Source organism: Lederbergia panacisoli (genome assembly GCF_024626525.1).
GTDB classification, from domain to species: Bacteria; Bacillota; Bacilli; order Bacillales; family Bacillaceae_C; genus Lederbergia; species Lederbergia panacisoli.
This window is the reverse complement of the sequence record NZ_JANJGU010000002.1, coordinates 455968-469054: the sequence shown is the minus strand read 5'-3', so window position 1 is coordinate 469054 and position 13087 is coordinate 455968. Positions and strand designations below refer to the sequence as shown.

14 protein-coding genes are annotated in these 13087 nt (G+C 35.5%); 9 read left to right on the top strand and 5 right to left on the bottom strand.

What is annotated here, in order from left to right:
• The first annotated feature begins 89 nt into the window (after positions 1 to 89).
• Positions 90 to 662 carry a TetR/AcrR family transcriptional regulator gene (locus tag NQ185_RS05250; RefSeq protein ID WP_257580525.1) on the top strand — a complete coding sequence of 191 codons (573 nt, stop codon included), beginning with the start codon at positions 90 to 92 and terminating at the stop codon, positions 660 to 662.
• 84 nt (positions 663 to 746) lie between these two features.
• Positions 747 to 2987: a YhgE/Pip domain-containing protein gene (locus NQ185_RS05245; RefSeq protein WP_257580524.1), complete on the top strand. Its 2241-nt coding sequence runs from the start codon at positions 747 to 749 to the stop codon at positions 2985 to 2987.
• Positions 2988 to 3032: 45 nt separating this feature from the next.
• Here NQ185_RS05245 and NQ185_RS05240 read toward each other — a convergent pair whose 3' ends face one another.
• The 3 genes from NQ185_RS05240 to NQ185_RS05230 form a co-directional block, all read right to left on the bottom strand.
• On the bottom strand, positions 3033 to 3605 hold the full coding sequence (locus tag NQ185_RS05240) for an SCO family protein (protein WP_257580523.1): 573 nt from the start codon (positions 3603 to 3605) through the stop codon (positions 3033 to 3035).
• 129 nt (positions 3606 to 3734) lie between these two features.
• Positions 3735 to 5240, bottom strand: coding sequence for an MDR family MFS transporter (locus NQ185_RS05235; protein WP_257580522.1), 1506 nt, complete (start codon positions 5238 to 5240; stop codon positions 3735 to 3737).
• Between the two features lie 83 nt (positions 5241 to 5323).
• Complete coding sequence (locus tag NQ185_RS05230; RefSeq protein WP_257580521.1) at positions 5324 to 5467, bottom strand: hypothetical protein; 144 nt, start codon at positions 5465 to 5467, stop codon at positions 5324 to 5326.
• A 151-nt stretch (positions 5468 to 5618) separates the two neighbouring features.
• Between NQ185_RS05230 and NQ185_RS05225 the strand changes: the two genes are divergently transcribed.
• From NQ185_RS05225 to NQ185_RS05210, 4 genes are all read left to right on the top strand, one after another.
• Positions 5619 to 5993 carry a GNAT family N-acetyltransferase gene (locus NQ185_RS05225; RefSeq protein WP_257580620.1) on the top strand — a complete coding sequence of 125 codons (375 nt, stop codon included), beginning with the start codon at positions 5619 to 5621 and terminating at the stop codon, positions 5991 to 5993.
• 21 nt (positions 5994 to 6014) lie between these two features.
• Positions 6015 to 6383: a MazG nucleotide pyrophosphohydrolase domain-containing protein gene (locus NQ185_RS05220; RefSeq protein WP_257580520.1), complete on the top strand. Its 369-nt coding sequence runs from the start codon at positions 6015 to 6017 to the stop codon at positions 6381 to 6383.
• Positions 6384 to 7435: 1052 nt separating this feature from the next.
• Positions 7436 to 7870 (top strand): GNAT family N-acetyltransferase, encoded by a 435-nt coding sequence (locus NQ185_RS05215; RefSeq protein ID WP_257580519.1) that lies wholly within the window; start codon positions 7436 to 7438, stop codon positions 7868 to 7870.
• A gap of 38 nt (positions 7871 to 7908) precedes the next feature.
• Positions 7909 to 8511: a YdcF family protein gene (locus NQ185_RS05210; RefSeq protein WP_257580518.1), complete on the top strand. Its 603-nt coding sequence runs from the start codon at positions 7909 to 7911 to the stop codon at positions 8509 to 8511.
• A gap of 9 nt (positions 8512 to 8520) precedes the next feature.
• Here the strand turns inward: NQ185_RS05210 and NQ185_RS05205 are convergent, their stop codons facing one another.
• Positions 8521 to 8661 carry a hypothetical protein gene (locus tag NQ185_RS05205; RefSeq protein ID WP_257580517.1) on the bottom strand — a complete coding sequence of 47 codons (141 nt, stop codon included), beginning with the start codon at positions 8659 to 8661 and terminating at the stop codon, positions 8521 to 8523.
• Between the two features lie 258 nt (positions 8662 to 8919).
• Here NQ185_RS05205 and map point away from each other — a divergent pair, with 258 nt between their 5' ends.
• Together map and NQ185_RS05195 are read left to right on the top strand one after the other, a co-directional pair.
• Complete coding sequence (gene map, locus NQ185_RS05200; protein ID WP_257580516.1) at positions 8920 to 9663, top strand: type I methionyl aminopeptidase; 744 nt, start codon at positions 8920 to 8922, stop codon at positions 9661 to 9663.
• A 94-nt stretch (positions 9664 to 9757) separates the two neighbouring features.
• Entirely contained in the window at positions 9758 to 10612 is an 855-nt protein-coding gene (locus NQ185_RS05195) for an AraC family transcriptional regulator (RefSeq protein ID WP_257580515.1), read from the top strand.
• A gap of 124 nt (positions 10613 to 10736) precedes the next feature.
• Here the strand turns inward: NQ185_RS05195 and NQ185_RS05190 are convergent, their stop codons facing one another.
• The gene (locus NQ185_RS05190; protein WP_257580514.1) at positions 10737 to 11669 is read right to left on the bottom strand and encodes a DUF4349 domain-containing protein; all 933 of its coding nucleotides are present in this window, start codon (positions 11667 to 11669) and stop codon (positions 10737 to 10739) included.
• 167 nt (positions 11670 to 11836) lie between these two features.
• Here NQ185_RS05190 and NQ185_RS05185 point away from each other — a divergent pair, with 167 nt between their 5' ends.
• The gene (locus NQ185_RS05185) at positions 11837 to 12976 is read left to right on the top strand and encodes a DUF2264 domain-containing protein (RefSeq protein WP_257580513.1); all 1140 of its coding nucleotides are present in this window, start codon (positions 11837 to 11839) and stop codon (positions 12974 to 12976) included.
• Positions 12977 to 13087 lie beyond the last annotated feature (111 nt).

The following is a 13087-nucleotide window of genomic DNA, read 5'->3' as shown; positions in this document are numbered from 1 at the left end:
GCTTTTAAAAAATGATTGTGATAAATTATGAAAGTACTAAATGACCAAATTTGTATTTCAGTCAATTTTAAGGGGAGGAGATATATTTCATGTCGGTTGATCGTAAGCGGCTTATTATTGATGCGGCTTCAAAATCATTTTCCTTGTTTGGCTATAAAGCAACTACAATGGACCAAGTAGCGAAAATTGCCAATGTAGGAAAAGGAACCATTTATACTTTTTTTAGTAATAAGGAAGAATTGCTTAGTGAAATTATCAATTCCTTAATTAAAGAAATGAAAGCAGCAGCAGAGAAAACAATTCAAAAAGAATTATCATTTTATGAAAATGCAACTCTCGCCATATACGAATTATTGGAGTATAGAAAACAACATCAATTAACGATTAAGCTCTTTCAAGAAGAAAGGGAAATAGGGACACCAGCTGTAAAAGAAATGATTGAAAAAGTTGAGGCAGCAATTGTCAATTATATTAAAGAAAAAGTGGTAGAAGCGATTGAAAAAGGGGAAATCAAACAATGTGATCCAGAAATTACCGCATTTATTATGCTGAAAATGTATATATCCCTCATTTTCGATTGGGAAAAAAACCATGAACCATTGGATAAAGATAAAATATCCGAGCTTTTCAAATTTTATTTATTCACCGGATTGTCCATGTAGATAATCCAATTTTTTTGAATGTGAGTGACCATTTGAGGAAAATAGTCATAACGTTGTATTCGTTTTTGGGAGGAAGGAACAACAATGAAAAACACACTATTTACTGCTGAAGTAAAACAAATATTTAAAAATAAAAAACTTCTAATTCCGCTGATTGCTATAATGCTCGTACCAATTTTATATAGTGGAATGTTTTTATGGGCTTTTTGGGATCCGTATGATCGATTAAAAGATTTGCCAGTAGGAATTGTGAACAACGACGAGGGAGCGGTTTTTGAGGATAAGGAATTGCATTTGGGTAATGATTTAGTTAAAAAATTGGAGGAAGGCAATGATTTTGATTTTAAAATCGTTGATAGTGATAAAGGCATTAAGGAACTTGAAAATCGAAAATATTACATGCTAATAGAAATCCCAGAACATTTTTCAGAAAATGCAACAACACTTTTGGATGAGCACCCTAAAAAGCTGGAATTAAAATATATTCCAAATGAAAGTTATAACTTTTTGTCTTCACAAATTGGAGAAACAGCAGTTAAAGAAATTAAATCTGCGGTTTCAAAGGAAGTTGTAGCGACTTACTCAGAGACAATGTTTAATAAAATGAAAGACATGGGTGCTGGATTCGAGCAAGCCAGTAATGGAGCTAAAGACTTATATGATGGGGCTAGTAAACTAAATAATGGTTCGATTACTTTGAAAAAAGGTTTAGATGAATTAGCAGAAAAATCGATTGAGTTTAACACTGGTGTTTCTAAAGTACAATCTGGCACCGGTGAAATAGCAGAAGGAACAGCGAATCTAGCTAATGGAATTACACAATTGAAGGAGGGGCATGGCAAGCTTGTAGACGGGGCGGCTTCCGCAAATAAAGGTGCACAGGCCTTATCGAGCGGAGCCAATACGTTGGATGAAGGAATAAAAAAAGTGGATAAAGCGATGGAGGACGTCGTATCTGGTACAACGCAAATCCAAGATAAGACAGCTTTTTTGGCGAATAAATTAGACGAATTTCAGACAGGTGCCGGCCAAGTTGAAAAAGGAGCAAGTGAACTACATTCAGGTATAAAACAAATGAAAAATCAACTGGCAAATATTGATGCTCAGTTAGCGGAACTACCTTTACCTGATGAAATAAAGCAACAAATTGGAAGCCAATTAAAAGCTAATCTTGAAGAAGGTATAGCAAAACTTGAGGCTGGAAGTGCAGCGGTTGAAAAAGGAACTGGGACTTTGCATTCATCTGCAAAGGAATTTCACGAAGGTGCCAGTACACTGGCTGAAAAATTAGATGAATTAACAGAAGGTCAAAAAAAATTAAAAGCTGGGATGGATTCACTTTCTTTGGGGTCAGGAGACCTTGTAAAAGGAATTCAAACACTAGAAGATGGTCAAAATCAATTACTAAGTGGAATGTCCTTATTTGACGAAAAGTTAACAGAAGTTAGCAATGGAGCTAATAAGCTTTCAAATGGGGCTAATACTTTAAATGGTGGAATGAAGGAACTAGCTTCGGGTTCAACAAAACTCAGTGACGGAAGCAATAAATTAGCAAGTGGCTCTAAAGATCTTGTAAATGGTATGAAAAAACTTGAGAATGGATCTGCTGAAATGAAGGATAAGCTTGGAGATGCCAGTGATCAAGTAAATGAAATTCAGGCGAATGATGAAACCTACGATATGATGGGTGAGCCGATTACAGTTGATAAAACGGTGCTTAATAAAGTGCCAAACTATGGAACGGGATTTGCACCATACTTTTTATCATTAGGACTTTTTGTTGGAGCATTATTAATATCAATTGTTTTCCCGCTAAGAGAGCCAGCGCAATTTCCGAAAAATGCCTATCATTGGTTCATTGGAAAATTTGGGGTAATCGCAATTGTAGGAGTTATCCAATCGTTATTGGCCGATGCCATCATGTTATTTGGACTTAAAATAGAAGTGGAAAGTGTACCGCTCTTTATTTTGACAACAATCGTTGCAAGCCTAACATTTATAGCACTAATTCAATTTTTAGTGACATTGCTTGGAGATCCTGGTAGATTTATCGCAATCATTATTCTCATATTGCAACTAACAACAAGTGCTGGAACATTCCCACTTGAACTGATTCCGCAGCAACTGCAGCCGTTTAATGCATTTTTGCCGATGACCTATTCTGTTCAAGCTTATAAAGCGGTTATTTCGAGCGGTGATATTAGCTTTATGTGGGGTAATCTAGGAATCTTATGTTTATTTATTATCAGCTGTATGATCATGACACTTGGTTTCTTTCGATATAAATTTAAAAGACAGTTTTCGATTTTAAATAGTCATGCATAATAAAAAAACAGGCAGGATGGTGAATTCCTGTCTGTTTTTTATGTATTACTGTTTATTTGCCGATTTTATATCCTTTACGATTTGATTAAAAGGCACATCCTCATTTCCAGGATAATCCGAGATAATTTCACCTTTTTTATTTAATAGATAAAATCTCACACCATGTATGACTTGGTCATCATTTTGTGGCTTCTTAATAATTGTTTTGAAATTTTTTGGACCGTAGTCTTCAATTTCCTTTTGAGAATATCCAGTCAAAAAGTGCCAGGTGGAAAAATCGGCATCGAAAGCTTCGCCATATTTTTTTAAAGCCTCTGGTGTATCAATTTCAGGATCGATACTAAACGAAACAAAGTGAACATCTTTTAGGCCAGCATCATTAACTTCCTGTTGCAGCTGACTCATATTTGCTGTCATTGGCGGGCAAACAGTTGTACAGTTTGTAAATACGAAATCCGCCACCCATACTTTTCCTTTTAAATCTTCAAGGCCAAGAGGATTACCGTTTTGATCTGTATAATTAAAATCCTTTATCGGAGTACCGCTTTTTGGCGCAGATGAACAAGCACTTAAAGCAAGTAAAACAGAGAATAATAAAACGATTAAAAACTTTTTCATCGTATTCAATAAACCTCCTACATAACAATCCTGCCTCCATTATATACTAATGATTTAAGTTATTGGGGTATCCATGATTTTGTTCAGAAATTAGCCAAAAAAGAAAGGAAACTAAAACTAAGCTTCCTTTCAAGAATTTGCTTTTTTGACAGGAATATGAATTCGTTCCTTGCTCATGAATAAAATAAAGACAACTGCTAACAATGCAGGTATAATCGCCCACATAAACGTATGGGCAATTGAAGTAGATAATGCATCCGTAATTTTTTCCAAAACAGGTGCAGGTATTTCTTTCCGTGCCTCAGGAGATAAAAGTTCCCTCGAATTGCCAAATCCATTTCCATTAGCCATTCCTTCAAACTCTTTAGATAATTTGTTTGCGAATAAATTTCTTTGAATGATTCCATAAATGGTTATCCCTAATGTCATACCGAGGGAACGGAAGAATGTAATGGATGATGTTGCTGCACCACGTTTTCTCATATCAAAGTTATGAATGGCAGACATACTTAAAGTTGAGAATGAAAATCCAACTCCAAAACCGGTTATGATCATAAAGAGGGTCACGATCAATCGGGAAGTGTCAGGAGAAAGTGTACTCAATAATAAAACACCTGTAACAAAAAAGACACCTGAAAAAATCATGATATTGCGATAACTTGTTTTCGTCGTCATTATCCCGCCTAATTGGCTTCCGAAGACCGATCCAAGCATCATTGGTGTTAAAATAAGACCGGAATTCGTAGCGGTGCCACCGAATACACCTTGAATATAGATAGGAATATAAATCGTTGCGATAATAAAGGTGGCCCCATAAAAAAATCCTATCGCATTACTTGTGGCAAAAAGGCGTGTCTTAAACATTTGAAACGAGATAATGGGTTCCGATGCTTTTGTTTCAACAAAAAGGAAAATAATAAAGAATGCTGAAAAGAGGCTAAACAATCCAATGATGATCCAGGAATCCCAAGCATACTGATTGCCCCCAAGTTCAAGGCCGAACATTAAACAAATCACAGCCCCCACGAGAGTAAATGCTCCCCACCAATCAATTTTCTGAGACTTATGTTGAAGTGATTCCTTATAAAAGAATGATATTAATGAAAATGAGATAATTCCAATCGGTACATTGATAAAAAACACCCAATGCCAACCAACATATTCTGAAATATAAGCACCAAGGAGTGGACCGAAAAGGCTTGATGTCCCAAAAACAGCGCCAAACAGACCGGTCATTTTACCACGTTTTTCAGGTGGGAAAATATCAAAGACTATGGTGAAGGCAATTGGCATTAACGCACCTCCGCCTACGCCTTGGATAGCACGGTAAATACTGAGCTGTGTAATCGTATTTGCTGTTCCACAGAGTATGGAACCAAATAAAAAAACAACCAATCCAAAAATAAAAAATCGTTTGCGACCATACATATCGGACAATTTCCCGAATATCGGCGTCCCTGCCATGACTGTTACCAAATAGGCTGAAGTCACCCATACAAACTTATCGAATCCACCAAGATCAGCGACTATCGTACCCATGGAGGTTGCAACGATTGTATTATCCATGGCAGACATCAATATTGCCAGTAATAGTCCAGTGACGACAAAACCTAGCTTATTATCCTTAACTACCATTATTAACCCCTTTCGATCATTTCTTTTATGAAAGCACTGTTGCAATACAAAAAAAGATATTGATAAAATAAAAGCTATAAATCTTATTTACTAATTTCAGTACTATTTAATTTTTTACGTTTTCTTTTAGAGCCAAAAACACTTAGATTAACAATTAAATAAATTAATTCTTCGATGACAGCAAATGCAATAAAAGGAATAGAAAGGTAGAGAATCCAGTCCCACATAAAAAAACACCTTCCTTTACGTTTAAAGATAAAGTAGTATCTAAAATATACAAATATTAACAGGGTTGTGTCAAAGACTTTTTGAGATGGAGATGATATCTTGATTAAAGAATTAATCAGCAAAGATGAAATATTGGCTGGATTTGAGATAATGAAGCATTTAAGAGCCCATCTGGATGAAGAGTCCTATTTAAGACTTATTCTTGAAGCGCGAGAAAAAGAGGATTATAAATTAATAGCCCATTTTGATCTCAATGGAGATATTGTTGCGGTGGTAGGATTTATGCCGATGATAACGTTGTATTATGGCCATTACATATGCGTGTGTGATTTAGTAACGGATCCTAACGTACGGTCAAAGGGGTATGGCAGGAAACTATTATCATATGTTCACGAATGGGCAAAAGCAAAAGGCTATGAAAAAGTCGCTTTATCATCTGGGTTACAACGTGTGGATGCACACCGCTTTTACGAAGAAAAAATGGCCTACGATAAGGTCAGCTATGTATTTTTAAAAAATGTATAGGATTAAAGAAGGGGAGCCAAAATGGAAAAACTACAAAATTATTATCGCAGCTTTGAAAAAGAAATGGGTTATAATCGATTTGATGAAAACAGCTTCCAAGCAAATCAAAATTTTCTGCTTTTCATACATATGTTGTTGACGACTGAAGTAGCAGAGGTGGCTGAAGAATTTAGGAGTATGTTTGATCTATCAGAGAACTATTTATCTGAAGGCTACAATGATGTGGAAGCGATGGAAATGGCAAAAGAATCGATTAGAGAAAACCTAGGTAAAGAGCTTGCAGATTGTCTTGCTTATATATTGAAGCTTGCTAATTATTTTGAGTTTGATCTCGAAACGGAGCTATATTCAAAACTTGAGGAAATTAAAAGGACGAGGAAGAGATATTAAATACATAAATATATTTTTCGTGCGTGCCGAACAATGATTTATTTAATGTTTAGCATTGAAAAATGGATTTGCTCGACAATTTCGTGTTAATTCTCGATTAAAATGGTTGGAAAGTAAAGTTATTCGATAATTATGCTTTAATTCTCGATTAAAATGATTGGAAAATGAAGTTGGTCGGTAATTCGGGTTTAATTCTCGATTAAAAAGGTTGGAAAGTGAAGTTATTCGATAATTCGGCTTTAATTCTCGATTAAAAAGGTTGGAAAGTGAAGTTATTCGATAATTCAGCTTTAATTCTCGATTAAAAAGGTTGGAAAGTGAAGTTATTCGATAATTCGGCTTTAATTCTCGATTAAAAAGGTTGGAAAGTGAAGTTATTCGATAATTATGCTTTAATTCTCGATTAAAAAGGTTGGAAAGTGAAGTTATTCGATAATTATGCTTTAATTCTCGATTAAAAAGGTTGGAAAGTGAAGTTATTCGATAATTCGGCTTTAATTCTCGATTAAAATGTTTGGAAAGTGAAGTTATTCGATAATTCAGCTTTAATTCTCGATTAAAAAGGTTGGAAAGTGAAGTTATTCGATAATTATACTTTAATTCTCGATTAAAATGTTTGGAAAGTGAAGTTATTCGATAATTCAGCTTTAATTCTCGATTAAAAAGGTTGGAAAGTGAAGATATTCGATAATTCGGCTTTAATTCTCGATTAAAATGATCGGAAAATGAAGTTACTCGATAATTCTGTATTAATTCTCGATACAATTGATCGGAAAATGAAGTTACTCGGTAATTCGATGTTAATTCTCGAGTAAAATGATCGGAAAATGAAGTTACTCAATAGTTCCATGTTAATTCTCAAAGAAATTTATGTAAAACCTAAATTGGGCAAAAGTACCATGCTTAAGTATAATAAAATTCTTCTCATACTTGTCTCAGTTTAATCTGCACATTATTTTTTCTATCCTATATTTAAATCAAGTGAGATTCAAAGTATCATACGAACTCACTTGATTTTTTCATATTTCATTACGTTTGAAAGGAAGATCCTTATGAACTTTTCATTTTATACACAAATTCCTGACAAAGAAGTGATGGCTGGAATTTTGCAGATGCATGAAGAGATTTTTCACGATTCTTCAGCATTGGTTAGAAAAATAAAAAATAAATCAAAACCCCTTATACAAGTTGCCTTCGAAGATTCGAAAGTCGTGGGATACAAAATTGGATACGAGCTTTCGCATGAGAAATTTTATAGCTGGCTTGGTGGTGTGGATGTAAATTATAGAAATGTAGGAATAGCTACTAAATTAATGGAGAAGCAACACCAATATCTGAGAGAACTAGGCTATAAGGTTGTACAAACAAAAACAAAAAACAAATGGAGGCATATGCTTATTTTAAACATAAAAAATGGATTTAATGTTATGGATACATATACTGATAAAAACGGCGAAATGAAAATTATTCTTGAAAAAGATTTATAACGAAAATTGGTTTCTTGATGTGGTGGAGGGAATTGAGAATGAACATTTCTGAATTGAGATCCGAGGATCTAACAGATGAACTAATGACCAAACTCCTATACAGTGATATAAACGACGACCTTCTAAAAGGGGATTGCATTATGGTTTTTGGGAGCAGTAAAGCTGTACAATATCGCTTGCCAAAAGCTTTACAGTTATATCATGAAGGCAGGGCTAATAAAATATTATTTTCAGGTGGAGTAGCCTGGAATGGTAATTCTTTACCGGAAGCTATTGTATTAAAAAATAAGGCAATAGAGTTGGGTATTCCTGAAACAGATATATTAGTTGAAACACTATCAACGAATACGAAGGAAAATATACTGGCATCATTATTAGTGTTAGATCGATTTTTTGATTTGCACAAAGTAAAAAGGTTATTGATCGTAACAGCAAGTTACCATATGCAAAGAACTCACTTGACCTTAAAAACGTATATGCCAAGTTGGATTGAATTCTCCCTTTGTCCGGCAGAAGATCAAAGTACCAAAAAGGAAAATTGGTTTTTGAATGTTCATGGGAGGAAGAGAGTCACGGAAGAGTCTCGAAAAATTATAAGATATATTAAAGAAGGGGCAATTGTGGACGGGACTCTTCCGTAAACATTTTTATTAATAATCAATTTCTTCGTAATCTTTTGGTTGGGGTACTGGTTTCCCGCTATCTTGATCAAAGTAATCATCTACCGATTGTTGGAACTCATTTCTGTTACTGTCATTTCGATTTTTATCTTGCTTTTTGGGGTTTTTCATTTGAAATTACTCCTTTATGTTAAACTAAAAATTAATATGTATCATCTAAGGGCAAAGTATACGAGTAAAATAGTGCGACGGCCAGTAAATCGTGAGGAATGGCCCGTAAACATACGGTGACGGCCAGTAAATCGCAAAGGACGGCCAGTAAACTTGCCCAGTTCGCATGTACTTGAAAAATTTATGTTAGGATTATGGTAAAATCATATTTGTACATTTTAAAATGATTGGAATTAACTATAGAAAGAAGGAAATTCAGTGATTGTTCAAACTGAGGAGGATCTAAAAGGTCTAAAAGAGATTGGGAAAATAGTCGCTATAATTCGTGATGAAATGATTAAAAAAGCGAAACCTGGAGTCACAACAAAAGAGTTAGACGATTTTGCCGGGGAGCTTTTTGAAAAATATGCTGCCATTTCTGGTCCAAAAGGTGAATATGACTTCCCTGGTTTTACATGTATTAGCGTAAACGAAGAAGTGGCACATGGAATTCCTGGAAAACGTGTAATCAATGAAGGAGACTTAGTAAATATTGATGTATCAGGATCTAAAAATGGTTACTTTGCTGATACAGGTCTCTCCTTTGTTGCAGGCAACGGTGACCCTATCCTGTATTCTTTATGTGAGGTAGCCCAAAAAGCATTCGAAGCAGGCCTTGCAAAAATAAAAATCGGCGCTAAATTAAACGGGATTGGAAAAGCTGTACACAATACTGCAAAACAAAATGGCTTTACAGTTATTAAAAACTTGACCGGGCATGGGGTTGGACGCTCCTTGCATGAATCACCGAAACATATTATGAATTACTATGAGCCTTGGGATAACGAACTTTTAAAAGATGGAACAGTGTTAGCCTTTGAACCATTTATTTCTTCTAATGATGAGGAAGTATACGAAAAAGGGGATGGCTGGACATTTATTACATTAAATCAAAGTTATGTTGCGCAAATTGAACATACTGTAATCGTGACAAAAGAAGGTCCTATTATCATTACTAAATAAAGCCCCGAATTAAAACTGACAAAACATAGCAGAAAGAAACAGGATTGCGATCCCTTATGTTGTTATGATTTATTCAAGGGAAGGGGGCTGCTATATGGCATGGGTCGAATCTTTGCAAAAAGCAATTGATTATATAGAAGATCATTTACTGGATGACATGACGATGGAGCAAATTGCTCAACAGGCAAACTCATCACAATTTCATTTTCAACGAACATTTTCAATTTTAACGGATATGACTGTTGGCGAATATGTAAGACAGCGCAGGCTGACATTAGCTGCACAAGAATTAATAAGAACAAATGAGAAGATCATTGATTTGGCCCTAAAATATGGCTATGACTCTCCCGAAGCTTTCTCAAAAGCTTTTCGAAGACAACATGGAATCAGCCCAACAGAAGCGCGAAAAAATATGGGAAAGCTTAAATCATATAATCGCTTGGTGATCCAAGTGAGTCTGAAAGGGGCAGATCCAATGCAATACAAAATTGTAGAAAAAGAAAGTTTTCAAGTAGTGGGGGTCAAGGAAAATTTTTCGTGGGAAAACGGAGAAAACTTAATCGGTATTCCAAAAATGTGGGAAAAAGTCCATCAAGAAGGAATTGTAGACATACTGGTGGAAGTTAATGATGGAGCACTAAAAGGTTTATTGGGTGTTTGTTTTGACCCATTGTCTAACGGTGTGATTGATTACTGGGTTGCCACAGCATCTAAAAGTGATAAACCTGATCAATTAGAGAGCCTAACAATACCTGCATCTAAATGGTCTGTATTTGAGGTTCATGGTCCTATGCCAGACGCAATGCAAACCGCATGGAAAAAGATTCATACTGAATGGTTTCCATCGAGCGGCTATGTACATGCAGGAACTCCTGACTTGGAAGTTTATACAGATGACGATCCTTCCAGCCCAGATTGTTATTCAGAAATATGGATACCAGTAAAATAACTTTTTTGTGAGGCAGGTTTATTAACCTGTTAATAAAAGATGGTTGGCGTGATTCTAATTTATATAGCATTCTTGAACGTGAATGGAAAGCTAGATACCCCATGTACCTAGCTTTCCATTTTTGTTAAAGGTCTTTTCGTTTCCTTTTTCTAATAAGAAAGAAAACGGCCCCCACCATTATTAAAAGTATAACGATAACAGGTAAATTCCCTACAAAAAACACTACAAGAGCAGAGCATGCTGATAAAATAAAATTCATGCTATCGACAAATTGTTTTTTCGTCTTTTCCCACGTATTTAAGTTTTTATTATCTATCCCTGGAATTATGACACGGGTTTCTGTCATATAAATTTCAATTGTTGAAAAAGATGTTTGATTTTCAAGATACTTCATTCTTCCTACAAGAACTTCAATTTCTTCTTGCACTTTCGCTAAATCCGATGATATTTTCAATAAATCCTCTGTCTTTTTTGCATCAGTCATAAAATCAAGAAGTCTTTTTTCAACAGCTCTTTTTGATTTAAGTCTCGATTCCAAATCCACATATTCCTCAGTTACATCTTGACCCGTTACGTTTCGACTTAAAACTTCCGCTGCTTGTTCTTCGGCATCATTTAAAAAAGTTTGAAAATACTTTTCAGGAATGCGGACGATAATCGTACCACTGACTGTCTCATCAGTTTCACGATAAGTATTAGACTCTACAACATATCCTCCATATCCTTTTACTTTCTTTTCAATGTTAAGTTGAGCTTTCTCAAAGTTTTTTACCTTTACTTGCAATTGTGCTTGGTGGATGATCATTCTATCTGTTGTAATATTTATATCATCAGAGTTAACTGCTTTGTCAGCATTAGCAAAGTCTTCATTCGGCATTTCCATGGCTATTTCACCAGATGAATCTTCTCGCGACAATTCCATTTTACCTTGATCTGAAGCAATAGATGAATCATAACTTCCGGCACTATTTTCACTACTTTTTGCTTCATTAGAGTTTGAACTGCATGCTGTCATAAAAAGACTCGCCAACAATAATAATAAAAACCCCTTTTTCACAATAGTCCCTCCTGTCTGTTTAACATATTCGACGGTTAAATAAATAATAAGTTGCACTTAGGTATCAGAAACAATTATTTTTTAAAAGAAGGAAATGCTTCGAATTACTCGAATCTAGTAGATATCTAGAAATCTAAAAAAGTATTCGTTTAAGGTGGAGTTCATGTATGACAAAAGCAATAAATGATCGAAATTACTGGTTGCAAACAATGTTGAATATAGCTGATCCTGTTTTGCAAGCTATTTCCATCCGACAATTAAAGCAGAAAATGCCTATAGAAGGAACGCTTTTAGATCGAGACCAATATAGTCATTTAGAGGCATTTGCTAGGCTTCTTTCTGGAATGGCTCCTTGGTTAGAAAACAGTACGAAAGATGGCGAGGAATGTCAATTACGGGAAAAATATAGTCGATTGGCAAGAGAGGGGCTGGATGCCGCAACAGATCCCTGTTCGCCGGATTTTTTAAATTTTTCCGATGGTCATCAACCAATTGTCGATACCGCCTTTTTAGCACATGCAATTTTGCGAGCACCGACTGAGTTATATGAAAAACTGGATATGAGGGTGAAACAAAACTTGGTAATTGCTCTTAAAGCTTCAAGAACTCGAAAGCCATTTTTTAGTAATTGGCTGTTATTTTCCGCAATGATTGAAGCTGTATTGTTTAGATTAGGCGAGGACTGGGACCAAATGAGAATTGATTATGCATTAAGGCAGCATGAACAATGGTATTTAGGTGATGGCATATATGGGGACGGGCCAGAATTTCATGCGGATTACTATAATAGTTATGTCATTCAGCCAATGTTAGTGGATATTATCGAGACCATTGGCGATCAGTCTTCGGATTGGCAAGTAATGAAGGAAAAGATATATAAAAGGGCAAAAAGGTTTGCTGCCATCCAAGAAAGGAGCATCTCACCTGAAGGGACCTTTCCGGTTATCGGAAGGTCAATTGCTTATCGATTTGGAGCTTTTCAACATTTGGCGCAAATGGCTTATCAACATAGATTAGACGACAGCATAAAACCAGCTCAAGTAAGGTGTGCTCTTACGGCGGTCATCCAGCGAATGATTAAAATCCCTGGTACTTTTGATGAAAAAGGATGGCTTCGTATTGGATTCTGTGGCCATCAGCCGGAATTAGGGGAAAACTACATTTCAACTGGCAGCTTGTATCTCTGTGCTACGGTATTCTTACCCCTCGGATTGCCCAAGGAGGATCCTTTTTGGCAAGGAGAGGAAGACTGGACAACTAAGAAAGCATGGTCTGGAAAATCAATTCCAATTGATTTCGCGATATAAAATCGTTTATTAATGACATTTGCAAAAAATAAAAGCGAAAAGTGATTTTATCAGTAAGATATTTACAGGGCAAGTAATCTGGGGAAATGTTTTGTTTTATAAGATGGTCAG